This is a genomic window from Salinimicrobium terrae DSM 17865, from assembly GCF_000424665.1.
Classification (GTDB): Bacteria; Bacteroidota; Bacteroidia; order Flavobacteriales; family Flavobacteriaceae; genus Salinimicrobium; species Salinimicrobium terrae.
In genome coordinates, this window is the sequence record NZ_AUKI01000023.1 from 131,188 (window position 1) to 157,216 (window position 26,029).

The window sequence follows — 26,029 nt, forward strand, 5'->3', positions numbered from 1 at the left end:
TAAAATGCAAACTTATCTTCGTCTTATTCCCCAAATGATACCGCCAATCAACAATAATCCCAGTAGTATAGAACTGCCCAATGCAATCGAACTCCCGGTTTTTACTACCTGCGGCTCAAACCTAAAAGTTATTTCGTGTTCCCCGGCCGGCACCATCATTGCGCGTAAAACATAATTGGCTCTAAAATGCGGTACTTCCTCCCCGTCAATATAAGCCTGCCATCCATGAGGATAATAGATTTCAGAAAAAACAGCAAGAAGATCATTTTCTGAAGAAGCGCTGTAGACCAGTTCATTCGGTTGATAAGACACCAGTTCGATTTGTGCAGTAGAGTCGGGCGCAAATTCCTTTTTCGGAATAAATTCGGCAAAGTCATTGTCAACTACCGCTACTCTTTTAGTATTTATTCCTTCCAGCGCCAGGATAGCTTCATTCGCATCCTCCACCAGGATTACCTCCTGAACAAACCAGGCATTGCCATTGGTTTCTGGATTTTCCTGGGCCACGGGACCATCTTCGGTTGGAATAATGAAGTATTTGGTGTTAAGCATGTTGAGCACCTGCAGGTTGTTCTGAGATAAATAAAAATCATAAAGTTCCTGCATCCTTCCCGGCTTGGCAGCATGATAGCCCCCTACCGAATTGTGGAAAAAAGAGGTGCGGGCGGTATTAAACGGGCTTCCGCTAAGGTCAAAAACCCTGTAGTGAGAATCATCCTGCATGATTTCCCGATCGGCTCCGGTAGGTTGGAAAGGTCGGTTTACCTGGCTCGACTTAACGAAATCGTCTCCATCTACATACCTTCTGTCTACCGCCACAAGATCTACAAGAATCAATGCTCCCAATGCTATTATTGCAAGATTTCGGGTTAATTTTTTCTTCAGAAATAGCCAGAGTACTGCAGCGGTCAATAGAACAAAACTCAGGGAGCGAATAGCATCGGTAGTAAAAACAGATTTTCGATCTTCCTTTAGTGCCCGAACAAATTCAGGCCCCAACTGCTGAATCAAAACTCCATCACTTGCGCCTGTAAAGCTGAAAGCACCTCTAAAAAGCAGGAACAACAAAGCTACTCCTCCGGTAATTATTGTTGCCCATTTTAGGGAATAGATTTTCCGGTCTTCAGTTTCTTCTCTAAAGAACAGTCTTGCAAGTCCTGCAATAGCCAACACTGGAATACAAAGTTCAATAATGACCTGTATGGAAGACACCGCTCTAAACTTGTTATAAAGCGGAAAATAATTGATGAAGAGATCTGTAAGGAAACTAAAATTTTTCCCCCAGGATAATAGTAGAGCTAACAAAGAACCACCTACGATCCACCACTTGAGCTTTCCTCTTATTAGAAAAAGAGCAAAAACAAACAGAAAAAGTACGGTGGCTCCAATGTAAGCAGGCGCACCAACAAAAGGTTGATCACCCCAATAAGTTGGTGCTGATTCGGCAAATTGTGCGGCCTGTAAGGGATTGGCTCCAAGCTTTAGCAACTGAGAATAGATTGCAGAATCTGTTCCTATATTTTCTGCACTGGAACCTCCCATAAACCTCGGGATGAAAAGATTAAAGCTTTCTAAAACTCCATAGCTGTATTCGGTAATATAATTATAATCAAGACCGGAAGATTTATCGGGTGCACCTTCAGGAGTAATGGTGAGTCCGGTGTCGCCACGGGTACTAAAATCGGCATATTCCTGGGTGGCCATTAAATTGGTTGCATTCGCACCTATGGCCAGTAGTACAGCTACCACCATTACAACAAGAGCTTTGAAAAACTGTGGTAATTTCTTCTTCTTAAAAGCATCTATGAGATAGACAATTCCAATGACAATCACCAGCAGGAGAAGGTAAAAAGTCATCTGGAAATGATTGGCACTTATCTCCAGCGCCATCCCGAAGGCAAGTAACAGGAATCCCCAAATATATTTTTGCCTAAAGCACAGGAGTATACCTCCAAGTACCCAGGGCATATAAGCTATAGCATGGGCTTTGGCATTATGTCCCACTCCTAAAATTATAATAAGATAAGTGGAAAAACCAAAAGCCAGAGCTCCCAAAACAGCCAGCCTGTAATCGATTTTAAGGACAAGGAATAAGATATAGATTCCGATGAAATACAGAAAAAGATAGTCTGCCGGCCTTGGCAGAAATCGCAATGTCCTGTCCAGTTCCTTTACGTAATTGTGTGGATAATTCGCTCCCAATTGATAAGTAGGCATTCCTCCAAAAGCCGCGTCTGTCCAATAAGGCTCCTCCCCTGTCTCTGCTCGGAACTCAGTTTGCTGACGAGACATCCCGATGTATTGTGCTATATCACTTTGAAATATCTCTTTTCCCTGGAGTACGGGATAAAAATATGCTAAAGAAACAACTATAAATCCCAGGACAACAAAAACATGAGGAAATACTTTCTTTAGGGACAAATTCATAGGAAGAGGATTTTGGAGCGGAAATTAGTCAATTTCTTCATAATCGATATACTCTCCCACGTCATTCTTTGACTTTTGCTTCCTTTTGGGTTTTTTATCAATGCTAACTTCCCCCTGCCGTCGTTGTTGCTCCCTACCGGAATCAAACTGACTAAACCGCTGCTGGAATTTTTTCCCGATCTTCTTCAACACCCAACGTAGAATAATAGGTCCAAGCCAGCGAAATATAAGTTTTAAACCAAAGTAAATAAGGAGAACTATTAGTATAACCTTTAACACCTGGGTTAGTGAAGCTTCGTGCATTCTAAAAATTTTGGTAAAATTACCATTCTGCTCAAAGAAAACCATTGCTGCAGCCAAAAAAAATGAGAAAATCTCTATATTTGGTTGTAACCAATCAGTCCCAATATGAGGATCTACGCGATATTTTTTCTTCTCTTCCTCTGCGGAAGTTTTCTTGCCACTGCACAATATACTGAAACTATAAATTCTAACAGACCCGGAAATTCACAGGGAGCCTTTGCCGTGGGACCTATGGTGCTACAAATTGAGGCAGGTGGCCAATTTGGACACGATGAACACGTATTGCTTCAGACAGATACAGAGCTTTGGGGGATAGATTACGCAGTAAGATTCGGGTTTCTCCTGGAAGAACTGGAGATCAATGTGATGGGCTCTTATTTAGACCAAACCACTAGTTACATTGTAGGAGCTAATACTGAAAATTACGGAATAAGTAATTTTAATTCTAATGCCATAGGCGTTAAATATTTAATTTATGATCCTTACAAAAATGCAAAGGAAAAAAAGCCGAACCTCTATAGCTGGAAAGCAAATCAACGCTTTGACTGGAGTGTTTTTATTCCTGCCGTTGCATTATACGCTGGAGCTAATTTCTCTTTTGGGGATAATCCATACCTGTACGAGGGACAGGGAAAATATACTCCCCGTGCAGCCGTGATCACGCAAAATAACTGGGGTCCATGGGTATTGGTCTTAAATGTAATTGGCGATCGCATAGGTGATGAGTATCCTTCTTATTCTGGGATTGCGACTCTTACCCACTCCTTCTCCTCTAAATTTGCCATGTTTGGAGAATTCCAGACCTTAATCAGTGACATTTACAGCGATGAGATTGCCCGTGGTGGTTTTGCTTATCTTTTTCATAAGAACTTTCAGGCAGATATTTCCGGGCTTATAAACTTTAAAGATACTCCCTCCAGGTGGCAGGTAGCCGGAGGACTTTCCTATAGGTTCGACTGGCATAAGCAAGACCAGTACCTGGAAGCCCAGGAAGAGCTATAATAAAAAATCAAAAGAACGCAGGATGATTGACATAAGCGGTACTTACACAGATCAGTATCAGCTCAGCATGGGGCAGGTTTACTTTAGCAAAGGGGAAACAGAAAACACGGCAGTTTTCGATTATTTTTTCAGAAAATTACCTTTTAACGGGGGGTTCGCTGTATTTGCTGGGCTTGAAACCCTTCTGGATTATCTGGAAAAACTAAAATTTTCAGAGAAAGACCTGGATTACTTAAGAAGCCTGGAATTTTCTGAGGACTACTTGGATTACCTGAAGAATTTTCGCTTCCGCGGAAAGATCTACAGTATGCAGGAAGGAGACCTGGTATTTCCCGGGGCACCGGTGTTAAGGGTGGAAGCAAATATCATCGAAGCTCAGATCATAGAGACCCTGCTGCTGAATATTCTAAATTTTCAAACTCTTATTGCCACTAAAGCGGCGAGAATGGCCATCCAGGCCAAAGGCAGAACCTTAATTGATTTCGGGTTAAGAAGAGCCCAGGGTTTTGGTGGCTATCATGCGAGCAGAGCCGCTATAATTGGCGGATTTGAGGCTACGAGTAATACCCGGGCCGGCAGGGATTTTGGGTTTCCGGTTTCGGGAACTATGGCACATTCCTTTGTACAAAGTTATGAGCATGAACTGGATGCCTTCAGGGATTTTGCCGAGGCACATCCTAAAAACGCCATTTTACTGGTAGATACCTATGATACTTTAAAAAGCGGAATTCCAAACGCCATCCAGGTGGGAAAGGAAATGGAAAAACGTGGGGATAAGCTGAAGGGGATACGCCTGGACAGTGGCGATCTTGCTTATCTGGCCAGAAAATCAAGGGAACTGCTGGACAATGCCGGTTTGGATTACGTAAAAATTTCAGCTTCCAATCAGCTGGATGAACATGTGATCAAAAGCTTGCTTGATCAGGAGGCCCCTATTGATATATTTGGAGTGGGAACGAGCTTAGTGACCGGAAAACCTGATGCCGCCCTTGACGGGGTTTATAAATTATCATTTTTCAAAGGTAAACCGAGGATAAAACTATCTGAAACTATTTCAAAAGTAACCTTACCTCACCAAAAGCAGGTACACCGGCTTCTTGATGAGTCCGGAAATTTCCTTGGAGGAGACGTGGTTTGCCTGGCAAATGAAAAAAATCCTGAAATGATGTATCACCCATACGATCCGCTCAAATTCAGGTTTGTTGGAGATGTAGAAAAAGAGGAGCTTTTAAATATTGTATTTGATAATCGAACAAGATCTGATAAAAAGAAGACCATTCAGGAAATTAAAGAGTTTAATAAAGAAAGGTTGGCAAAACTTCCCCCGGAATATAAGCGGTTTAATAATCCCCACATTTACAAAGTGGGAATAAGTGAGAAACTCAGAGATGAGCGGAACGCCATTATTGAGGAACACAAAAATAAAAGATCATGAAGACTTTGATCATTGTTGACGCACAAGTGGATTTTATGCCGGGAGGTGCGTTGGAAGTAAAAAACGGAGACCGTATTATTCCTGTAATTAATAAAATTTTACCTCATTTTGAGCTCGTTGTGGCGACACAGGATTGGCACCCGACGAATCATAAAAGTTTTGCGGTAAACCATCCGGGGAAAAAGGAATTTGAAGTCATTGATCTTAATGGTCTCGAGCAAAAGCTTTGGCCCGTGCACTGTGTTCAAGGGACAAAAGGGGCAAACTTCCACCCAGATCTTAAAACAAAACCTGTAGAAGCCATTTTTAGAAAGGGAATGGATCCCGAAATAGACAGCTACAGTGGATTTTCTGACAATGGACATAAAAAGGTCACAGGATTGAGCGGTTATCTCAAAGAAAAAGGGGCCGTAGATCTCTACTTCTGCGGACTAGCTGCAGATATTTGTGTTTATTTTACGCTTTTAGACGCGCTAAAAGAAGGTTTTAAAGCGACACTTATTGAAGATGCGGCTGTTCCTCTGCTGCCCGAAGGATTTGATAAAATACGACGGGATATAATATCCAGGGGAGGGAGAATTACTCACTCAGATGAGGTGTAAAAAATGACATTTTTGAGACTTGTTCCATGAATTCTTGCATGGCCTAACGACAAGCATCATTAAGGAACGATAACGGACTACGTTTGCCGAACAGGAAATTATTCGGGAATTTGTCGCCAACCTTTTTTATTCATAACTCATAACTCCATAACTCTCATTATCTCCGATGCCACCTGCGGGTAAACCACCATACTGCCGCCTGAAGAAAACCAGTCAAAACCACTGAGGTAATTATATGCTGCAACGCATGCAACACTCCGAAAGAGTAGCCATCCCGAAATTTATTGGGAAGGTTGTACCCGGTCATAAGCACCTGACTTAAATAACCGAGAAAAGCAAAAGCTATTACTAGAAAAGCATAGGTGAAGAAAAAAAAGAAATTTTTCTTCTTCGTCCACTTGAAGTAAATAGAAGCCGAAACCAGCACAAGCCAACTTACCCAAATACTTATCTGGTAGTGTAACACCGAATCAAGTGCTTCCTGCAGCTCGGTCCCATCGAGATTCCCTACTGCTTTAAACAAGGTGAAAATGGGGTAAAACAGTACCGCCAAAAAGAGAAATCTCAGTATATTTTTTTTTCGCATTTGGATCCCGGTTCGCAGCCCTTAAATTACGGAAACAAAACGGTTCTAATAAAAAACTCCCGCTTCTTTTGTAAGCGGGAGCTAATTTATAATGAGCTTTATTTCTTTATTTTGCAATATTTACCGCACGTGTTTCCCGTATCACAGTGATCTTCACCTGCCCCGGGTAAGTCATATCTGTCTGGATCTTTTGAGAAATCTCAAAGGAGAGGTTAGCTGCTTTTTCATCGCTTACCTTTTCGCTTTCGACAATAACTCTTAATTCCCTACCCGCCTGTATGGCATAAGCTTTTTTCACACCTCCAAACCCAAAGGCTATATCTTCAAGGTCTTTTAATCTCTGAATATAAGAATCCAGCACCTGTCTTCTCGCACCAGGTCTTGCCCCGCTAATAGCATCACAAACCTGTACTATAGGTGACAATAAAGAGGTCATTTCTATTTCATCATGATGTGCTCCAATAGCGTTGCATACTTCTGGTTTTTCCCCGTATTTTTCAGCCCATTGCATTCCCAGAATAGCGTGAGGAACTTCAGTTTCAGATTCGGGTACTTTTCCAATGTCATGTAATAATCCTGCTCGTTTGGCAAGTTTTGCATTTAATCCCAATTCTGCAGCCATAACTCCACAGAGTTTTGCTACTTCCCTTGAATGCTGCAAAAGGTTCTGACCATAAGATGAACGGTATTTCATACGGCCTACAGTCCTAATTAATTCAGGATGTAGTCCATGGATCCCAAGATCAATCACTGTTCTTTTTCCTACTTCGATAATTTCTTCCTCAATTTGTTTCGTAGTTTTCTTCACTACTTCCTCAATACGAGCCGGATGGATTCTTCCGTCGGTTACAAGTTTGTGAAGGGATAAACGTGCTACTTCTCTTCTTACTGAATCAAAACAGGAAAGAATAATAGCTTCAGGAGTATCATCCACAATGATCTCTACACCTGTAGCAGCTTCAATGGCTCTAATGTTTCTACCTTCCCTACCAATAATCCGACCTTTGACGTCATCGCTCTCAAGATTGAAAACAGAAACACAATTATCTATAGCTTCTTCTGTACCTATTCGCTGAATTGTATTAACAATTATCTTTTTTGCTTCCTGCTGTGCGGTAAGTTTTGCTTCTTCTATTGTATCCTGCACGAGGGACATTGCATCTGCTTTGGCTGTGTCTTTTAAAGATTCAATGAGTTGGGATTTCGCATCTTCGGCAGAAAGGCCGGAGATCACTTCAAGCTGTTGCACTTTACTGTTATGAAGTTTATCGACTTCCTCCTGTTTCTTTTCCAAAACTTCATTGCGGTGATTATAGTCTGTAATCTTTTCTTCCAGCTCCTTGTTTAAATTTTTATTCTTGGAAAGTTCGCTGGAAACCTGTGATTCTTTATCTCTTACTCTCTTCTCGGCATCTCCTATCTTTTTATCGCGGGAAAGAATGACCTTTTCATGTTCAGATTTCAGTTCAATAAATTTTTCTTTAGCCTGCAGGATCTTGTCCTTTTTGATGCTTTCGGCTTCCTGTTTGGCTTCTTTTAGAATTCCTGCTGCCGATTTTTTAGCTCTCTGGATGATCTTAGAGGCATTTTTCTTTTCAAGATATTTTGCCAAACCAAAACCAATTGCAAGCCCCAGGACAAGGGAAATAATAATAAGCGCTATAGTTAGTGTATCCATTAGTTAGTTTTTATGTATAAAAAAAGCCTGTACTAGTTGTTGATTTGTATAAACTCTCTAAATCACGTTTAGGGCTAACAAGCTGATCAAGGATCCGCTCAAAGGCGGCTTGCTTTTACAACTTAAACTCACCCTCTTTAAAGAATTGGTGTTGAGTTTATCAAAATAAATTAACTAATACAGGCAGTAACCTTTATTTTCTAATTCAAAGAACAGTTAAACCAAATGCTTATCAAGCAGATCATTGAGCGCCTTCAATTTATCTTCAGCTAAAACTACTTCGCTGCTGCGATCAATTGTATTTTGCTCGGTTTGGGCCGCAAATTGTAAGGCACACATGGCCAGAACATCCTGCTTATCCCTAACGGCATAACTCTGTTCAAATTGCTTAATCATGAACTCAATCTTTTTTGCAGCCCTACGTAAACCCTCTTCCTGTTCAGGAAGAATGGTCATGGGATAAACCCTGTCTGCAATTGAGATCTTTATTTTAAGCTGATTCGGCATTTTTTTATTCTTCTATTCAGAGAGGTGAACAATACATTGGTCAATTTCCCTGATCAAGCTGTTTATTTTAAGCTTGGTTTCTTTCTTATAATCATTACTGCCAAGCAAGGCATTGGCGGCTTTAAGAGTTTGCACCCGATTTTCAGAGGCTTCCAGACCTGCCTGCAATTCCTGCTTTTCGGCCCTTAAGGAGGTTAATTCCTCCTGAAGGCTTTGTTGTCTCTGCTCCAGTTTTTTGTAATTCTGAAGCAACTTCTCAATCCTACCTTCAAGATTATCAACTATTTCTGTTAAATCGTTCATTAAAGCTAAACCTGCTGCTTACCCTCACAAAGTTAATATACCTGCCGAAATATCCCAATATTTTGAACTCTATTTTGGATTAGCATTTAAAATAATTTTAACCTCCTCAGAAATAAGGGTTTAATTTTTGACGTTCGTTTGGTATCTTTAACCCGCTATTAAAAAGTAAAATTAAAAATCTTCATGAAAAGGATCTTTGCCCCTCTTCTATTCTTATTCAGCTTTACAGTAATTGCTCAGGCCCCAAATGTACCTACAGAATATTTTGATGATCCATTGCAAGTACCCCTGGCCCTGTCCGGTACTTTTGGTGAACTACGGTCCAATCACTTTCACAGCGGACTTGATATTAAAACCCAGCAACGGGAAGGTCTTCCTGTTTATGCTTCTGCGGAAGGTTTTGTGAGCCGTATCAATGTTGCGCACTATGGCTACGGGAAGGCTATATACATTCAGCATCCCAATGGTTACACTACTGTCTACGGACACCTGAAGAATTTTTCACCCAAAATTGAAGAATACATTAAGAAACTTCAGTATCAAAAGGAAAGTTATGAGGTCCAGGTCTATCCGGAAGCTTCAGAATTACCTGTAGAAAGGAGGGAATTAATTGCTAATAGCGGAAATACAGGGGGAAGCGGCGGCCCTCATCTCCATTATGAGATAAGAGATGGAGAACAGCGACCTATGAATCCTCTTATGTTTGGAATCGAGTTAGAAGATACGAGGGCTCCCATTGTTTCGGGGGTATTTGTCTATCCTAAAGGAGAAAATGCACATGTAAATGGTTCCGCGCAAAGACAGAAGCTAAGGTTAATTCCGCAGCAGGATGGGTCATTTAGAGCAGAAAAAATTGACGCCTGTGGCGAAATTGGCTTCGGTATTAATGCTGTTGACCAACTAAATGCCGCTCCAAATCATAATGGGGTCTATAGAATTGAGACCAGCGCAAATGGAGAAAAGCTTTTCCAGGCAAATTTTGAAATATTTTCTTTTAGTGAAACCAGACATCTTAACCAGTTAATTGATTACGACTACTACGCCCGAAATAACAGCCGCATTCAAAAGCTTTTTGTTGAGCCTTCAAACCCGCTAAGCATCTACAGCGATGTGAGCAATCAAGGCCTACTTAACGTGAAGGACAGTCTTTCCTACAACTACACAATTCGCGTTTCAGATTTCTCCGGAAATGAACGAATTGTAACTATTCCTATTGAAGGAAAGCATCAAAATGACATTAAAGAAGATCCTTCTGAAATTACCGACTTCTATGTGCCGGCAAATGCTGGAGCACAGTTTGAAGGTAATGGTATTGATGTATATATTCCAAAGAACAGCCTCTATCAGGATGCTTCCCTGGATATTTCCTTTGAAGATGAAAAAGTGATCCTTCATGAGGATGTTATTCCCATTCACACCAATATTACTATAGGTTTCGACCTTAGCAAGTACCAGCCGGAAGACCGGGAACAAATGTTCATTGCGAGACTCAACAAATGGGGAAATCCCAATTATTCCACTACCACCAAAGATGGGGAAAGATTTACAACCAAAACCCGCAACTTTGGCACCTATACTCTTGGTAGGGACACTCAGGCCCCGCGGGTAGTGCCGGTAAATTTCAAAGATGGCCAGTGGATCTCGGGAAATAAAAATCTAAAAGTGAAAATTTCTGATGATCTTTCGGGAATAAAGAGTTACCGGGCCACAGTCAATGGTAAGTTCATTCTTATGGAATATGAATACAAACAGAATTTGCTGACCCACGACTTTGCAGATGGCGTAGTAACAGATACCGAAAACCAATTGAAGATTGAGGTAATAGATAATGTAGGAAATACTACTATATTTGAAAGTACCTTCTTTAGAAAATAGATCTTCATTTGAGAGAATTCTTTGCTTTCCTACTGTGCTGCCTGCTTTTTTCGAATAGCTTATGGTCGCAAACAGCAGTAGTACAGGGAATTATTCTCGACGAAAACTTACATCCCGTTTCGGGTGCCAGTATTTCCTTGGAGGATAGAGGGACCTCAAGCAATGAAAACGGTTTCTATAATTGGGTAGTCCCTGCCGACCGGGAAATTCAGCTAACGGTTACACATATTGGTTTCAAAAATGTCACTTTTAAGGCTTTTCTAAGTCGGGATGAAGTTCTTGAATTCAATCCGGTACTAAGCAGCAGGATTGAGCAGATAGGAGAAGTAGTTCTTCAGCCGGAAAAGAGAGAAAGATTTCGTGGGATCACTGCTATAGACCCGGAAGATATTCGCAATCTTCCCGGAGCCAATGCCGGGGTAGAGAACTTGCTCAAAACCCTTCCCGGAGTAAGTTCCAACAATGAATTAAGCACTCAATACTCCGTTCGCGGCGGAAATTACGACGAAAATCTGGTGTACGTAAACGGGATAGAAGTTTACAGACCATTTCTCATTCGTTCCGGGCAACAGGAAGGATTGAGCTTTGTCAACCCCGACCTTATTCGTAATGTATATTTCTCGGCAGGAGGCTTCCAGGCAAAGTACGGCGACAAGCTGTCCTCGGTTTTAGATATAACTTATCGGCGGCCTGTTGATTTTCAAGCTTCTCTCGATGCCAGTTTCCTGGGAATAAATCTTGCTGCGGAAGGAGTCTCGAAAAATAGAAAATTTAGTGCCCTTGGTGGAATCAGGTATCGCGATAACAGTCTTTTAGTAGATGCAAGGGAAACCGAAACCAACTTTGAACCTCTTTTTGCCGATGCTCAGGTAAATTTGATCTATCGCTTTAGTTCCGGATTCGAAATGAGTTTTTTAGGTAACGCTTCTTTAAATGATTACAGCTATCAACCTTTAACCCGACAGACCAATTTTGGCACTCTGCAGGATCCCCGAGCTCTTGTTGTACACTACACCGGGAGGGAAGAAGATGTATATAAAACCTTTTTTGGAGCAGTAAAAGGCTCTTACAGGATAAATAAAAACTTCACTGCGCACCTTACCGCTTCTGCTTATAATACACAGGAAAAGGAATACTATGATATTATTGCGCAATACCTTCTTGGGAAAGTTAACGCGAATTTTACCGGAAAAGATTTCGGAAAAGTAGAGTTTTCAGAAGGTGTGGGAGCTCATTTGACCCATGCCCGAAACAAATTGGATGCTCTTATTTTTAATTTAGAACACACTGGTAATCTGAATATTGAGGGCCATAACTTCAATTATGGCATAAAATATACTCACGAAGACGTTCGCGACAGGATAAGAGAATATGAAATTGTGGATTCTGCAGGGTTTTCCCTTCGCCCTCCCCTCCCCGATTTTAAGAATAATCAGCCATACGTACCTTATGAAGCTCCTCTCAAGCCATTTACGTCCATTAGAGGTTTTAATAACATACAAATTGACCGGGTTCAGGCTTACCTGCAGTGGAGCCGCCGCATTGACATTAATGATCACGAGTTTTGGTTCAATGCCGGGGCAAGAACGCATACCTGGTTTGTTTCTTCAGAAGATGAAACAGCTGGTGCACAAATTGTTTTTAGTCCCCGGGGACAGCTTGCCTTAAAACCGGCATGGAAAGTTGATATGCTCTTCCGGCTAGCAGGAGGTGTTTATCACCAGCCTCCGTTTTATCGGGAACTCCGCAGCTATTCCGGTACCCTGAATCCTGAGGTAGAAGCGCAACGAGCGTTGCATTTAGGATTAGGAAATGACTATAGTTTTGAGATCTATGAACGGCCGTTCAGGCTTACTTCTGAAGTTTACTACAAGGATCTGGAAAACGTTAATCCATACACTCTTGAAAACGTGAGGATACGCTATGCAGCAAATAATAATGCTGAAGCCTTTGCTTACGGTTTGGATCTTAGACTTAACGGAGAATTTGTCCCCGGCACGGAAAGCTGGCTCAGCTTCGGATATTTAAAAACGGAGGAGAATATTAATGGGAAAGGTTTTATTGCCCGGCCTACAGATCAAAGGTTGAAGTTTGGACTGTTATTCCAGGACTACGTTCCCACAATACCCCGTCTAAAGATGTATCTCAATATGGTCTACAACACGGAACTCCCAGGTGGATCGCCGGCTTATGCCGACCCCTACCTATACCAATCCCGCTTACCCGATTACAAGCGGGCCGACCTTGGACTTTTTTATCTTCTCAAAAATGGCAATTCCGAAGAAGATTTTTTCAGAGGTTTTAAAGAAGTTTCTGTAGGCATAGAGATCTTCAACATTTTTAACACCCAAAATTCAATTACCAATACTTTCGTGCGGGATGTTTATACCAAAACACAATACGCGGTTCCCAATTACCTCACCCCGCGGATCTATAACATTAGAGTTGGATTTAAACTGTAGAACCCTAACCGGAGGAAATTTCAGGAAGACTGGTAATTTTATTTCATCCAGAAAGTAAAGATTTTTCTGAACATTGACTGCTTACCAATTCTGGGTACAGTCTACTTAAAATCTATTTCTCAATAAACTCCTTCAGGACTTTTACCACATATTCTACTTCTTCTTTTGTATTGTATCTCGAAAAAGAAAACCTCAAAGAAGGCTTTTTTAGATCATCTTCCGGAAGAAAGGCACTAAGCACGTGGGAACCCTGATCGCTTCCGCTTTGGCAGGCACTGCCTTTTGAACATGCGATGCCGTGAAGATCAAGCTGAAACAACAACATCAGAGCTTTCTCCTGTGACATAGGCAGGCACACATTAATAAGGGTATATGTGCTGTTTTCAAAATCATCGCACTGGCCATTAAATTTTGCTTCAGGAACCTCTTTTTTTAAGAGGTCTGTAAAATGCCTTTTTAGAGAGGTGATATAATTTCTTTCCTCTTCAAGATTTTCGTAGGATAGTTTCAGTGCTTCCTCTAAACCTACAATATTATGAACAGCTTCTGTCCCTGCACGAAATCCCCGCTCCTGCTCACCACCAAAAATAAGGGGTTGCAATCCGCTGTTCTTCCTTATATAAGCAAATCCAACACCTTTAGGACCGTGAAATTTATGAGCACTTACAGCTGTAAAATCAACCTTAACCTGGGAAAGATCAATTTCATAATGACCAATTGATTGTACCGTATCCGAATGAAAAAGGGCATCGTGTGATTTACATAACTCCCCTGTTTTCTTTATATCAAGAAGATTTCCCACCTCGTTGTTAACATGCATCAGGCTAACCAGGGTCTTCTCTCCGGAAGCATCCAGCAATTCTTCAAGATGCTGCAAATCTACTCTTCCGCAGTCATCGAGATTTACATAAAGAATTTCAGTTCCAAAGACCTCATGCAGTTTATTCAAGGTGTATAATACCGCATGATGTTCAATTTTTGATGTAATTATCCGCTTCACTTTAAGATCCCTTACAGCCGAATTCAAAATGAGATTATCGGCTTCTGTACCGCCAGAGGTGAAAATGATTTCTGAAGCTGCCACGTTAAGAATCTTCGCCACGGTTTTGCGGGCCTGTTCCACAAGTGTTTTGGCACTGCGACCATATGCATGGGTGGAAGAAGGATTTCCGTAAACCTCGCGCATCACCTGGGCCATACGGTCAACCACTTCCTCGCGAATTTGCGTGGTTGCGGCGTTATCAAAATAGACTTTTTTCATGGTCAACAAAAATAACAGATTTAAAATAATTTAAGCTTGTCTCGGTTAAATTATATATTACTTTTAATTTTGCCGAAAACCCGTTTTATGAAAAAGTTTGTTAGCCTTATTTTTGCAGCTTCCCTGCTGCTTTCATGTGATGACGGGGATATTATTGTGACCGATTTCAATTTTGAAGATCCTCAACTTAACTGGTGCGGGGATACCCAATCCCAGGTTCTTTATAAAATCAACAATACAGGTGTAAATGAAGCAATTGCTTTTAGGTTTGATCTCAATACTCCTACCTTACAGTTCCTTTTGGAAGAAGAAGGCAGAAAGGTTATTCCACTTAACGGGACAACCAATCAGGTTATTTACCGGGTTTTTGACGGGGAAGTAGATCGCAGTTATTTTTGCAATGAGATCCCGCCGGTTTCCCCTCAGGTTATTGAAGAATTCCGAAGCACCACCGGAGGTGAAGTGGTGATCGTGTCCACCGTGGCAAATGCGACGGATCATGACGGGGATGGAGTTCCCTCAATAGAAGAAGGTATGGCCGAATTGAGAGACACGGACGGCGATGGAATTCCAGACTATTTAGATATTGATGATGATGGAGATAACGTTCTTACCCGGGTTGAAATAGAAGTAGAAGCCGAAAATACTGTAAATACCTATCCTGACTCAGACAACGACGGGATACCCAATTACTTAGATGCCGATGATGACAATGACGGAGTGCCTACCCGAAATGAAGACTGGAATCTTAACCTAAATCCTACAGATGACCAGAATGCAGAAGGTATACCTCACTATTTAAATCCTGAAATTACCGATTCTTTTGAGGTGGAAGGAGTTAGAGAAAATGAAATCTCCAGAAGCTTTAGATATCTGGTAACCATTAATAATCTTACGCTTGTTAACCAGGGAGGAGATGGAGAACAAATTCGTCTACAGGATTATGAATTGGGAGTGATCACCTCCCCTAATCAAACCATCACTCTTGAACCAACAAATAGTGATGATAACGAGGAAGAAGATTAGTAATTTTGAAAAATATAGACCTCGGTAGCACCCAGACCATACTTTTGATAATTGGCATCATAAAATTTAAGGTTTTCATACCTGTTGAAGAGGGTCTCTAATTCAGCTTTTAAAACTCCTTCTCCCACACCATGAATAAAAACCACTTTCTGGATACGTTTGCTCATGGCAAATTCAAGCTGTCTTTTAGCAGTATCCATTTGGATATTTAGGATCTCGTAATTGGAGAGCCCCCCGGTTTTTGGCACAAGTTTGCCAATGTGTAAATCAACTTCCATGGGAGGTTGAGTACGCTCCTTGGGTTTCACTCTGGAAGATTTTCTCTTTTTGGAATTTTCTTTTTCCCTAATGACTTCGGAAATACTATCTACCTCGGGCGGCAGGATATCGGGGAGGGAAGGTCCGGCTTTCACCAATTCGTCGGCATTAAATGACATTAAAAATCCTTCAGAAGTTTCGATCGCCACCTCAGAACCATTGATCGAAAGAACCTTCCCTTCCAGGTCTTCATCAAGAACAGCCACTTTATCTCCCGGTTTGAACATGATTAAAATGAGTTATTATTTTTTTCTTCTTCCTCTTTTTTATGATCATCTTTTGTCTCGACCCAGTAATTTGTAGCATTATAAAGGCCATACATCAACATCACAATACCCAGAATCAACATATATACATTTCTTTCCTCTCCTGAAATTTGAAAAATCAGGATTGCACCACCTACCAGTATAAGCATTGAATTTACGAATTGTGAAGAAGGCTTTTTCATAATAATTTGTTTACCAGAAGGTTAAACTCAAAAAAGAGTGGTAACTTGATTACTTAAGCTACAAATTTCGGTAAAATGAGAGGATTTTTGTTAGTTACTGCATCTTTATTTGTTTTTCAAACTGTATTTGGACAATTGAGCATAGCTCCCTCAGGGAATGGTCAAAATAATACTTACCTGTACGTTAACGATAATCTATTATTTGTAAAAAATGATCTAAGGTTGATGAAAAATCCGTCGCCTGTACAGGAGCCATCGATTTACCTGCGCTCTGGTGCTCAATTATTTCAGGGAGATCAACAGAATAAAGCGAATTCCGGCACCGGGAGTATTTCCATTTTTGCCGAAGGTAGTACAAATGCACACGATTATAACTACTGGAGTTCTCCTGTAACAGCTCCCGAAAATGGCTTTTTTGGCATCTCACTGTTGCATTCCCCTGTTTCAGAAATTATTAGCCGACAAGCTCAGTTAACTTCAGCCTTAAACGGAACGGCAAATCCTTTCACTATATCCACCCGCTGGATCTACACCTTCAATGGCAACAGTTATTCCAACTGGAATTTTGTGGGAGGTAGTACTGCTATCCCCCCTGGCTATGGCTTTTCTATGAAAGGAACAGAGGGTAAAGATCCTACTTTAGTAAATGGTAGAGCAAATAATCCCGGAAATGCGCAGCGATATGACTTTAGGGGGAGACCAAATTCCGGAATTATTGAAATCCCGACTGAAAAGGACGCTTACCTACTGGTTGGCAATCCTTATCCTTCTACATTTGACCTGAGCCTTTTCCTGTTTGAAAATTCAGGTAATGGTACAATTAATACTACATGTTACGGCAGTGTGACCCGCCGCAATGTCACAACAGGAATTGCTTATTTCTGGGACTCAAAAGAAAATGGTTCGTCACATTACGTAGAAGATTATATGGGAGGTTATGGGACTTTCAGCCCTATAGATCCCTGTACAGATGGTATTTATGAGCCGCCGGTATTTAAGACAACGAAGGGAGAAGGAGACGGAACGAGGGGAAAAGATTTTGATCGTCGCTTTCTTCCAGTAGCTCAGGGTTTCATGATCCAAGGGGCTGCAACCGGGAAAATAATCTTTAAGAATACTCATAGAAAAATGGCGCCGGAAGAAAATATACCGGGTGCTGTTAAGGCTGGAATTGCTCAGAAAAAGCATACCTACGTCAAAGGTAAAACTCCATTATCACGTGTACAGCTCAAAATTTCTGTAAATGATCAATATGAAAGAAAGCTGAGTCTGGCGTTTTGGGACGAAGCTACGCCCGGAATAGATGCCGGAATGGATGCCGAAGCCTTTCAACTGGCCCCTACAGATGTAGGCTGGCTAAAGGGGGAAGACAGCTACGTAATTGACGTACGTCCTTTTGATATTGCTGAAGAGATTCCATTATTTGTACGAGTGGCTCCAGACTTGTCAAAGGTGGCATTTTCACTGGGAATTTTTGAAAATGTTCCGGTAAAAGAAATCTTTATAGTCGATACTCAAACGAAGGAATATTTTTCTATTAAAAAAGAACCATTAACTTTAGAGTTGCAACCGGGGACTTATCACGATCGTTTTAAAGTTGCTTTTGCAGAGAAAATTCCGCAGGAAGCATTGCCAGAGGTGTTTTTTAAGGAGGAAGGGGTCAAGGAAAAGTTCAGTATAATGCAAAATAACCGTCTGGGAGAGCTTCAAATTATAAGTAACGATCTTTCTCCGGTAAAAGCAGTGGGGATTTTTGATTTGCAGGGAAAAAAGATGTTGTATCGCACCAATTTTGATAATCAAAGATCTGTAGAAATTTCTACCAGACCCTGGATAAATGGTCTCTATATCGTGAAAGTAATGGATCTGAATAATACAAAAACAATTAAAAAAATTTCTGTCTACAATAATTAGGTTTTATGGAAGAATTTATGCTTCCCTGTTTAAATAAGCAACTTTTTGGGCTTGATTGCCTTGGTTGTGGAGCACAAAGGTCGCTCGTATTTGTTTTTCAAGGAGAATTTGGAGCAGCTTTTAAAATGTTTCCTGCCATTTATCCTATCCTTATTCTGCTTCTTTTTCTTTTCATCAATTTATTTATAAAATTTAAAGGCGACTGGTTTATCAAAATCGGTCTTATTGTGCTTAGCGCCCTGACCTTAATTGGCGCCTATTTCTATAAAATGAGTTTTATGATCAACTAACCAATATAAATTATGGAAAAACCAACCTTACCAAATTCAACTCTAATTTTAATTTTCGGAATCCTTTCCATCGTCACCTGCTGTTGCTGGGGAATTCTTGGCCTTATCTTCGGAATCGTGGCTCTTGTTCTTGCCAAATCGGCCAAACAGACCTACATGGCCGAACCTGATACTTACTCCGGCTACAACAATGTAAAAACCGGAAGAATACTGGCGATAATCGGGATTATCCTCTCAGCACTCTATCTACTGGTCAACATTGTGATGGTAGCGATATATGGATGGGACGGAATGCAGGAAATATTCATGCAATCCATGGAGGTTTACGAGAATCAATAAAAATCTCTCACAAAAAGAAGGGGCGAAAAAATAGTATTTTCCGCCCCTTTTTATTTCTGATTTTTCAGTATTATTTTTCGAAATCCTGAAGAGTTTTTGTAATGATATCTACACAATCCAATAGTTGCTCTTCATTCATTACAAGCGGTGGTGCAAATCTAATGATATTACCATGAGTTGGCTTTGCCAACAAACCGTTTTCCTTAAGTTTCATACAAATATCCCAAGCTGTAGAGCTGTCTTCGGAATCATTAATTACAATCGCATTCAGCAAACCTTTACCTCTTACCAGGTTTACGATATTTGAATTCCGGATATAATCGTCGAGCTTCCTTCTGAAAAGATTTCCAAGTTTCTCTGCATTTTCGGCCAGTTTCTCGTCCTTAATTACATCAAGCGCAGCCATTGCTACTGCACAGGCTACAGGATTCCCACCAAAAGTTGAACCATGCTGTCCCGGCTGGATCACGTTCATGACATCATCATTGGCAAGAACCGCAGAAACAGGATAAACCCCGCCGGAAATAGCTTTCCCAAGGATCAAAACATCCGGTTTCACATTTTCGTGCTCAACTGCGAGAAGTTTTCCGGTACGGGCAATTCCCGTCTGCACTTCATCGGCTATGAAAAGCACATTATGTTGCTCACAAAGCTCTTTTGCACGGGTAAGAAACCCTTCCGAAGGAACATAGACTCCAGCTTCTCCCTGGATAGGTTCCACAAGGAATCCGGCGATATTGCTGTTGTTTTTAAGCACTTCTTCAAGAGCATCGGGATCATTATATGGGATCTTCAGGAATCCGGGAGTGTAAGGTCCAAAGTTCTTTCGGGCGCCTTCGTCATTTGAGAAAGAGATAATGGTAGTGGTTCTTCCGTGGAAGTTATTTTCACAAACCACGATTTGTGCCTCAGTTTCCTCTACACCTTTTTTCTCATAAGCCCATTTACGTGCGATCTTAATGGCAGTTTCCACAGCCTCGGCACCTGTGTTCATAGGCAATAGCTTGTCGAAACCAAAATACTCTGTTGCGTATTTTTCATACTTCCCTAAAATGTCATTATGGAAGGCCCTTGAAGTAAGGGTAAGCTTTTGAGCCTGTTCTGTCATAGCTCCAACGATCTTCGGATGACAATGCCCCTGGTTTACGGCGGAATATGCCGAAAGGAAGTCGTAATACTTTTTACCTTCCACATCCCATACATAAACACCTTCTCCTTTCTCCAGTACTACCGGAAGTGGGTGGTAATTATGAGCACCATATTTATCTTCAAGTTCTATGGCTTCTGCGGAAGAAATTTTTTCTGAAATCTTCATTTTCATTTATTTTTTCAATTACTTAATAAGAAATTCCTGCTTTTCAAAAACCCTGTAAAATATGGCATTTTGAGGAGAGAAATCATCCTGAATTCAGAAGTCGCAAATTACTAAATGTTTCCTGATTTTTTAAGGCTTACGCCCAATAATTCTTGGCATTTATCCTATTTTTGCGCCATGGCGAGAAAGAACAAAAACAAAGAATTCAAAAACCTGGAAGTCATTGATGCAGGTGCAAAAGGAAAAAGCATAGCGAAGGCTCCAGACGGGAAGGTGATCTTTATTGGAAATGCTGTGCCCGGAGATGTGATTGATGTGCAAACAACTAAAAAGAAACGCGCCTATTATGAAGGAACGGCTACTAAGATTCACGAATTTTCAGATAAACGGGTTGAACCACCCTGCATCCACTTTAATGTTTGTGGAGGTTGTAAGTGGCAGTTCATGGGATATGAACATCAGCTCTTCTACAAGCAAAAAGAAGTCATAAATAATCTAACCCGCCTTGGAAAAATTGAATTACCCGAAGTCACACCTATTCTTGGAAGCAGGGAAATCTACTTTTACCGCAATAAGATGGAATTCTCCTTTAGCGACAGCCGCTGGTTGACGCAGGAAGAGATACAGAGCGGCAAAGACATCCAGGACCGCAATGCTCTTGGTTTTCATATTCCCGGGATGTGGGATAAAATTCTGGATATTAAAGAATGTCATCTTCAACAGGCGCCAAGCAACGGTATTCGAAACGGCATTAAAAAATTTGCCATTGAAAATGATATTCCTTTTTTCAATACCAGGAATCAACAAGGAATATTGCGCACTCTAATGATAAGAACTACTTCTACGGGAGAAATTATGGTATTGCTTCAGTTTTTTGAAGAAAATAAGGGGAAGAGAGAGTTGCTGCTGGATTATGTTGCTGAAGAATTTCCGGAGATTACTAGTCTTCAATATGTAATTAATCCGAAGGGAAATGATACCATTTATGATCAGGAAGTGATATGCTATAAAGGTCAGGATCATATTTTTGAAGAAATGGAAGGTCTCAGGTTTAAGATCAACGCCAAATCTTTTTATCAAACAAATTCTTCCCAGGCGTACGAATTATATAAGATCACTAGAGATTTCGCCGGCTTAACCGGAAATGAACTCGTTTACGATCTTTACACCGGTACCGGAACCATTGCACAGTTTGTTGCTGCAAAAGCCGCGAAAGTAATTGGAGTAGAAGCTGTACCCGAAGCTATTGAAGACGCCAAAGAAAACGCCCGAAACAATAACATTTCTAACACAGAATTTTATGTTGGGGACATGAAAAAGGTATTCACAGGTGAATTTGTGGAGAAACATGGTCATCCCGATGTTTTAATAACCGATCCTCCACGCGACGGAATGCACAAAGATGTGGTTGCACAAATTATTGGTATCTTGCCTAAGCGAATTGTTTACGTGAGTTGTAATTCAGCCACGCAGGCAAGGGATCTTGCACTGCTGGATGAGCATTATAAGGTAACCCGTACACAAGCAGTAGATATGTTTCCACAGACCTTTCACGTGGAGAATGTGGTTTGTTTAGAAAGAAGACAATGAACAGATTCCAAAAATGGCTTTTTTTAGTTGGATTTATTTTTCTTGCCTTTGGGTGCCAAAGAGATGATATCTGTCCTGAAGGAACGGAAACCACTCCCCTCTTAGTGATCGAATTTTACGATCCCCTGGACCCAACCCGTCTTAAGGCAGTTCCTAATCTTATGATTCGCGCCAGCGGAAAGGAAGATATTTTAATGGGGCCGGAAACTGTAAATACTATAAGTGTTCCACTTAGAACCAACGAGAATTTTACTGAGTATATTTTTACTACCAACACCAATTCTGACGAAGAAAATGAGGATGTTGTATCTTTTACATACTCTCCAGATCCCGAATATCTCAACCGCGCCTGTGGATATAAAGTGAATTACAATAGCCTGGATGTTGCGGTTAATGAGGATAATAACAACTGGATACTTTCAGAAACAATTATACAAGAAAGCATAGAAAATGAAACAGAAGCTCATATATATTTTACTCATTAGTTTTGGGTTTCATTCTTCTGCAGTTTTTGCTCAACAGGACCAGGCGACAGACACGATTGATGGGCGGGAACAGTATGGACTACGGGTTGGGATTAACCTAACAAAACCTGTAAGGACATTTTTTGAAGAAAACTATCAGGGTCTGGAAATAAAAGGAGATTACAGGTTATATGAAAATATTTATCTGGCGGGGGAAATTGGAAATGAACAGAATGTAATTTCTCAGCCCAATGTTACCGCTTCTGCCAAAGGAAGCTATATGAAGTTGGGTGGTGACTACAACTTTTATGAAAACTGGACCGGAATGCAGAACCTTATTTACTTTGGCCTACGCTATGGCTTTGCGACTTTTTCAAGTGAACTGCAGGAATTCTCCATCTACAATAGAAATCCTTATTTTGGACCCGATGTTAGGACTGAAGCACGTGAGTTCAATAACCTTACTGCAGGCTGGGCAGAACTCCAACTGGGGGTCAAGGTTGAGGTTTTAAACAATCTTTATCTCAGCACGCACGTGGAGCTTAAGAAAAAAGTCAACGAGACAAAGCCCGGGAATTTTGATAATCTTTATATCCCGGGATTTAATCGTACTTATGACGGGAGCAGCCTTGGTGTAGGTTATGGCTATTCTATTTCCTATTTGATCCCTCTTTACAAAATGTAATTAAACCTCTTGTTTTTTTGCTTTTTTGGAACCTTCGTATATCTCATATTTAAGCAGCTTAGACTCAAGGGAGCCATTAAATAACTTGATCTTTCTTGACGGCCTCAGGCCCACATGTTTAATTGCCTCGAGGTTGGAAGTTATAAACCAGGCATAGGTACCGGGATAACTTTGCTTCAACGTATCCCCAATGGCCTTGTAAAATTCAGGCATATCTATAGTGAGACGTTCCCCATATGGTGGGTTAAATACCATGTGTAAATGTCTTTCTGTTTGCTTTTCAGTTTTAAAGAAATCTTGGTGTTCTACAGATATAAATTCTGCAAGATTTGCATTCTGGACGTTATCCTTGGCTTTCTGAACAGCTGAAGGTGCTTTATCATAACCTTTAATGGTAAAATGGAAATCCCGCGCCTTCTTCAATACAGATTCCTGAATTTTTTCAAAAAGATCTTCATCCCAATCCTTCCACTTCTCAAACCCAAATTCCTTCCGATTTAAATTGGGAGGGATATTACAGGCAATCATAGCAGCCTCTATAAGAATTGTGCCACTCCCGCACATGGGATCCATAAAGTCACATTGACCGTCCCAACCTGAATGCAGCAACATTCCTGCAGCCAGAACTTCGTTAATAGGAGCTATATTAGTTGCCGATTTATAACCGCGCTTATGTAGCGATTGTCCTGAGCTGTCAAGAGAAACCGTGCAAAATTCTTTTTCAATGTGAACATTAATACGCAATGAAGGGTGATCCAAATCAATTCCCGGCCTCTCTCCTGTTCGGTCTCTGAACCTGTCAACAATAGCATCCTTGGATTTTAAGGCTACATATTTGGAGTGAGTAAATTTTTCAGAATGAACTGTAGCATCAATTGCCAAAGTTTGATTAGCATCTATAAAATCCTCCCAGGAAATTTTATTTATCTCCCGATAAAGGTCTTCTTCAGAAAAAACTTTAAAGTTCGTAATGGGTTTTAAAACTTTAATTGCTGTACGTAGAGAGAGGTTGGATTTATACATGAAACCCTTGTCTCCATAAAATGAGACAGATCGCACCCCCTCCTTAACATCTATCGCTCCTAAATTCCGAAGTTCTTTTGCCAGCAAAGGTTCAAAGCCAAAAAGGGTTTTGGCAACCATTTTAAAATTATTTCCCATTTCTTAATTTCTGTGAGAGGCAAAAATACATTAATTTTGCAGGATATGGAATTAGCAGCAAATAGATGGTTTTCTTCGTGGTTTGACACTCCTTATTATCATATTCTATACAAGAATCGGGGTGACGAAGAAGCACAGGAGTTCATGCAAAACATGGTGGAATTTTTAAAACTTCCAAAGGGTGCTAGTATTCTGGACCTGGCGTGCGGTAAGGGAAGACATTCTGTGTATCTCAATGAATTGGGATATGACGTTACAGGAGTAGATCTTTCTGAAAACAGCATCTCATACGCCAAACAGTTTGAAAACGACACCCTGAAATTTTACACTCACTGCATGTGTACTCCTTTAAAACAGAAATTTGATGCAGTCTTTAATCTTTTTACCAGTCTTGGCTACTTCGATGAAGAAAAGGAAAACCTTGAGAGCATTATAGCCATTAAAGAGGAAATAAAAGAAGGTGGATGGGGAGTTATTGACTTTATGAACGTAAAGAAGGTAATTAGAGAATTAGTTCCCTCAGAAATAAAAAAAGTAAAAGGAATAGATTTCAAAATCTCTCGTAGAGTAGAGAATGGTTTTATTCTGAAGGATATTAAATTTGAAGATGAAGGAGAAGAATATACTTTTACTGAAAAAGTAATGGCTCTCACATTGGAGAAATTTAGATTATATTTCTTTAAAGCCGGGATTGAACTCGTACATACCTTTGGTAACTACAATCTTGAACCTTATGATGAATCCACATCAGACCGTCTAATTCTCGTTTTTAGGTAATGCTGTATTTACTGCCATTGGCCGCGGTATTAATAGGATGTTTAATATCACTATTCCTAAAACCTACTTCTTCGACAGGTTTCCAATTATTGCTTTCTTTTAGTGGTGCGTTCCTACTTGCCGTTACAGTCTTCGAAATGTTGCCGGAAGTCTATAATTCGGGGTTTGAGAAGGTAGGAATCTTTATTATGGCTGGTCTGCTGTTGCAAATCTTTCTCGAATTTCTCTCAAAGGGGGTGGAGCATGGTCACATTCATCAAGATAACAATTCTGTAAAATTCCCGTTTTTGCTGCTTTTTAGTTTGTCCCTTCATGCTTTACTGGAAGGTTTTCCACTCAATCAAAGCAGTGAGCTACTACATGGAGTGGTAATTCATAAAATTCCCGTGGCTGCAATACTTGCTTCTTTTCTTTTCCATTCTAAAATTGGAAAATTTAGGGCCTTTCTATTTCTTATTATTTTTGGATTAATGACACCGCTAGGAAGCTGGATTAATTCGAATTTTGACATTTCTGAAACTTATTCTACATACATAAACGCAATGGTCATTGGGATTTTTCTTCATGTTTCAACTACTATACTTTTTGAAGCCTCAAAAAACCATAGTTTCAATGCATCTAAGCTTGCCGTGGTTATCGCCGGAATATTTTTAGCATATTTTCTTTAAAATGTATAGCCGCGAGGAGAGTAAAAAGATTCGGCACGAATTCTGGACAAGCTTCGGAAAAAATTATCCCCGCAAGTGGCTTTTATACAACACAAGAATAAAAGATTTTTCACTAAAGTTTTCTTTTACCCGGAACCTTGCTGAAGTATCTATAGACTTCGACTCTACAGATGAAATCATGAGACAATACTACTTCGAAAAATTGCAGAGCCTCCGGACGATCCTGAAAGAAGAGTTTTTTTTACCGGAGATAGTTTTTGCTGAAGTGTATGAATTGGAAAACGGAAAGATTATTTCCCGCGTCTATGTCACAAAGGAGAATGTGAATATCCATGATAAGAAAGATTGGCCGGAAGTCCAGAGCTGGCTTTCAGAAAAAATGGATGCACTCGAAAGATTCTTTTTAGAATATAGAGATTTTATTGAGCAGTAACTTGAGTTGTACTTGCGATCACACTTTAGCGGGTGGTTATAGGGCATAAAAAAACCCTTCATCAAATTCATGATGAAGGGTTTAAAAGAAAGGCGGCGACATACTCTCCCACAAATAGCAGTACCATCTGCGCTAACGGGCTTAACTTCTCTGTTCGGAA

26 protein-coding genes, 1 rRNA gene and 1 other RNA gene are annotated in these 26,029 nt (G+C 40.6%); 15 read left to right on the plus strand and 13 right to left on the minus strand.

Translation table 11 applies throughout. From position 1 onward, the window contains the following. Positions 1 to 12 precede the first annotated feature (12 nt). Both H148_RS0111380 and H148_RS0111385 read right to left on the minus strand, forming a co-directional pair. Positions 13 to 2,427, minus strand: a complete 2,415-nt coding sequence (locus tag H148_RS0111380) for a YfhO family protein (protein WP_029034913.1) — start codon at positions 2,425 to 2,427, stop codon at positions 13 to 15. A gap of 24 nt (positions 2,428 to 2,451) precedes the next feature. Continuing rightward, positions 2,452 to 2,730, minus strand: a complete 279-nt coding sequence (locus tag H148_RS0111385; protein ID WP_029034914.1) for a DUF4834 family protein — start codon at positions 2,728 to 2,730, stop codon at positions 2,452 to 2,454. Positions 2,731 to 2,835: 105 nt separating this feature from the next. Here H148_RS0111385 and H148_RS17770 point away from each other — a divergent pair, with 105 nt between their 5' ends. Genes H148_RS17770 through pncA form a run of 3 tightly spaced genes read left to right on the plus strand, consistent with a single transcriptional unit; the run spans position 2,836 to position 5,769 of the window. Continuing rightward, positions 2,836 to 3,732 (plus strand): transporter, encoded by an 897-nt coding sequence (locus tag H148_RS17770; RefSeq protein ID WP_037325105.1) that lies wholly within the window; start codon positions 2,836 to 2,838, stop codon positions 3,730 to 3,732. A 22-nt stretch (positions 3,733 to 3,754) separates the two neighbouring features. Then, entirely contained in the window at positions 3,755 to 5,167 is a 1,413-nt protein-coding gene (locus H148_RS0111395) for a nicotinate phosphoribosyltransferase (RefSeq protein WP_029034915.1), read from the plus strand. Next, on the plus strand, positions 5,164 to 5,769 hold the full coding sequence (gene pncA / locus H148_RS0111400) for a bifunctional nicotinamidase/pyrazinamidase (RefSeq protein ID WP_029034916.1): 606 nt from the start codon (positions 5,164 to 5,166) through the stop codon (positions 5,767 to 5,769). The genes H148_RS0111395 and pncA overlap by 4 nt, the downstream gene beginning before the upstream one ends. Before the next feature lie 157 nt (positions 5,770 to 5,926). On the opposite strand, the gene H148_RS0111405 is transcribed toward pncA, so the two are convergent. From H148_RS0111405 to H148_RS0111420, 5 genes are all read right to left on the minus strand, one after another. Continuing rightward, the gene (locus H148_RS0111405; RefSeq protein WP_029034917.1) at positions 5,927 to 6,355 is read right to left on the minus strand and encodes a hypothetical protein; all 429 of its coding nucleotides are present in this window, start codon (positions 6,353 to 6,355) and stop codon (positions 5,927 to 5,929) included. Positions 6,356 to 6,461: 106 nt separating this feature from the next. After that, the gene (rny, locus tag H148_RS0111410; RefSeq protein ID WP_029034918.1) at positions 6,462 to 8,033 is read right to left on the minus strand and encodes a ribonuclease Y; all 1,572 of its coding nucleotides are present in this window, start codon (positions 8,031 to 8,033) and stop codon (positions 6,462 to 6,464) included. Positions 8,034 to 8,083: 50 nt separating this feature from the next. Further along, a non-coding RNA gene (gene ssrS / locus H148_RS18510) (6S RNA) lies at positions 8,084 to 8,190 on the minus strand. Between the two features lie 59 nt (positions 8,191 to 8,249). Continuing rightward, positions 8,250 to 8,540, minus strand: a complete 291-nt coding sequence (locus H148_RS0111415) for a cell division protein ZapA (RefSeq protein ID WP_029034919.1) — start codon at positions 8,538 to 8,540, stop codon at positions 8,250 to 8,252. Between the two features lie 12 nt (positions 8,541 to 8,552). Beyond that, positions 8,553 to 8,843, minus strand: a complete 291-nt coding sequence (locus H148_RS0111420) for a hypothetical protein (RefSeq protein WP_029034920.1) — start codon at positions 8,841 to 8,843, stop codon at positions 8,553 to 8,555. Positions 8,844 to 9,026: 183 nt separating this feature from the next. On the opposite strand from H148_RS0111420, the gene H148_RS0111425 reads away from it, so the two are divergent. Both H148_RS0111425 and H148_RS0111430 read left to right on the plus strand, forming a co-directional pair. Then, entirely contained in the window at positions 9,027 to 10,718 is a 1,692-nt protein-coding gene (locus H148_RS0111425; RefSeq protein ID WP_029034921.1) for a peptidoglycan DD-metalloendopeptidase family protein, read from the plus strand. Between the two features lie 8 nt (positions 10,719 to 10,726). Further along, a complete protein-coding gene (locus H148_RS0111430; RefSeq protein ID WP_037325109.1) occupies positions 10,727 to 13,180 on the plus strand; it encodes a TonB-dependent receptor in 2,454 nt (817 codons plus the stop codon). Positions 13,181 to 13,292: 112 nt separating this feature from the next. Here the strand turns inward: H148_RS0111430 and H148_RS0111435 are convergent, their stop codons facing one another. Next, on the minus strand, positions 13,293 to 14,441 hold the full coding sequence (locus tag H148_RS0111435; protein ID WP_029034923.1) for a cysteine desulfurase family protein: 1,149 nt from the start codon (positions 14,439 to 14,441) through the stop codon (positions 13,293 to 13,295). 87 nt (positions 14,442 to 14,528) lie between these two features. Here H148_RS0111435 and H148_RS17775 point away from each other — a divergent pair, with 87 nt between their 5' ends. Next, positions 14,529 to 15,467 carry a hypothetical protein gene (locus tag H148_RS17775; RefSeq protein WP_051286412.1) on the plus strand — a complete coding sequence of 313 codons (939 nt, stop codon included), beginning with the start codon at positions 14,529 to 14,531 and terminating at the stop codon, positions 15,465 to 15,467. Here the strand turns inward: H148_RS17775 and H148_RS0111445 are convergent. Both H148_RS0111445 and H148_RS0111450 read right to left on the minus strand, forming a co-directional pair. After that, positions 15,464 to 16,012: a Smr/MutS family protein gene (locus H148_RS0111445; protein ID WP_037325111.1), complete on the minus strand. Its 549-nt coding sequence runs from the start codon at positions 16,010 to 16,012 to the stop codon at positions 15,464 to 15,466. The genes H148_RS17775 and H148_RS0111445 overlap by 4 nt on opposite strands. Positions 16,013 to 16,014: 2 nt before the next feature. Then, positions 16,015 to 16,233 carry a hypothetical protein gene (locus H148_RS0111450; RefSeq protein ID WP_029034925.1) on the minus strand — a complete coding sequence of 73 codons (219 nt, stop codon included), beginning with the start codon at positions 16,231 to 16,233 and terminating at the stop codon, positions 16,015 to 16,017. 75 nt (positions 16,234 to 16,308) lie between these two features. Between H148_RS0111450 and H148_RS0111455 the strand changes: the two genes are divergently transcribed. From H148_RS0111455 to H148_RS0111465, 3 genes are read left to right on the plus strand one after another with little or no spacing between them, the layout of a single operon-like run. After that, positions 16,309 to 18,147, plus strand: a complete 1,839-nt coding sequence (locus H148_RS0111455) for a T9SS type A sorting domain-containing protein (RefSeq protein ID WP_083961652.1) — start codon at positions 16,309 to 16,311, stop codon at positions 18,145 to 18,147. Positions 18,148 to 18,152: 5 nt separating this feature from the next. Next, the gene (locus tag H148_RS0111460) at positions 18,153 to 18,437 is read left to right on the plus strand and encodes a DUF2752 domain-containing protein (protein ID WP_029034927.1); all 285 of its coding nucleotides are present in this window, start codon (positions 18,153 to 18,155) and stop codon (positions 18,435 to 18,437) included. A 12-nt stretch (positions 18,438 to 18,449) separates the two neighbouring features. Next, positions 18,450 to 18,776: a CCC motif membrane protein gene (locus H148_RS0111465; RefSeq protein WP_029034928.1), complete on the plus strand. Its 327-nt coding sequence runs from the start codon at positions 18,450 to 18,452 to the stop codon at positions 18,774 to 18,776. Positions 18,777 to 18,846: 70 nt separating this feature from the next. On the opposite strand, the gene rocD is transcribed toward H148_RS0111465, so the two are convergent. Then, positions 18,847 to 20,091, minus strand: coding sequence for an ornithine--oxo-acid transaminase (rocD, locus tag H148_RS0111470; protein ID WP_029034929.1), 1,245 nt, complete (start codon positions 20,089 to 20,091; stop codon positions 18,847 to 18,849). A gap of 177 nt (positions 20,092 to 20,268) precedes the next feature. Between rocD and rlmD the strand changes: the two genes are divergently transcribed. The 3 genes from rlmD to H148_RS0111485 are packed head-to-tail and all read left to right on the plus strand — an operon-like array spanning position 20,269 to position 22,830. Further along, a complete protein-coding gene (gene rlmD / locus H148_RS0111475) occupies positions 20,269 to 21,681 on the plus strand; it encodes a 23S rRNA (uracil(1939)-C(5))-methyltransferase RlmD (RefSeq protein ID WP_029034930.1) in 1,413 nt (470 codons plus the stop codon). Then, positions 21,678 to 22,166, plus strand: a complete 489-nt coding sequence (locus H148_RS17780; RefSeq protein WP_051286414.1) for a DUF6452 family protein — start codon at positions 21,678 to 21,680, stop codon at positions 22,164 to 22,166. The genes rlmD and H148_RS17780 overlap by 4 nt, the downstream gene beginning before the upstream one ends. Then, on the plus strand, positions 22,132 to 22,830 hold the full coding sequence (locus H148_RS0111485; RefSeq protein ID WP_029034931.1) for a DUF6048 family protein: 699 nt from the start codon (positions 22,132 to 22,134) through the stop codon (positions 22,828 to 22,830). Before H148_RS17780 ends, H148_RS0111485 begins: the two co-directional genes overlap by 35 nt. On the opposite strand, the gene H148_RS0111490 is transcribed toward H148_RS0111485, so the two are convergent. Further along, complete coding sequence (locus H148_RS0111490) at positions 22,831 to 23,991, minus strand: THUMP domain-containing class I SAM-dependent RNA methyltransferase (RefSeq protein WP_029034932.1); 1,161 nt, start codon at positions 23,989 to 23,991, stop codon at positions 22,831 to 22,833. A gap of 45 nt (positions 23,992 to 24,036) precedes the next feature. On the opposite strand from H148_RS0111490, the gene H148_RS0111495 reads away from it, so the two are divergent. Genes H148_RS0111495 through H148_RS0111505 form a run of 3 tightly spaced genes read left to right on the plus strand, consistent with a single transcriptional unit; the run spans position 24,037 to position 25,869 of the window. Beyond that, positions 24,037 to 24,768, plus strand: a complete 732-nt coding sequence (locus H148_RS0111495) for a class I SAM-dependent DNA methyltransferase (RefSeq protein ID WP_029034933.1) — start codon at positions 24,037 to 24,039, stop codon at positions 24,766 to 24,768. Beyond that, positions 24,768 to 25,436 carry a ZIP family metal transporter gene (locus tag H148_RS0111500; RefSeq protein WP_029034934.1) on the plus strand — a complete coding sequence of 223 codons (669 nt, stop codon included), beginning with the start codon at positions 24,768 to 24,770 and terminating at the stop codon, positions 25,434 to 25,436. The genes H148_RS0111495 and H148_RS0111500 overlap by 1 nt, the downstream gene beginning before the upstream one ends. 1 nt (position 25,437) lies before the next feature. After that, positions 25,438 to 25,869 carry a DUF4268 domain-containing protein gene (locus H148_RS0111505; RefSeq protein ID WP_029034935.1) on the plus strand — a complete coding sequence of 144 codons (432 nt, stop codon included), beginning with the start codon at positions 25,438 to 25,440 and terminating at the stop codon, positions 25,867 to 25,869. A gap of 87 nt (positions 25,870 to 25,956) precedes the next feature. Here H148_RS0111505 and rrf read toward each other — a convergent pair. Continuing rightward, positions 25,957 to 26,029 (minus strand): 5S ribosomal RNA (rrf, locus tag H148_RS19055); the annotation flags it as partial.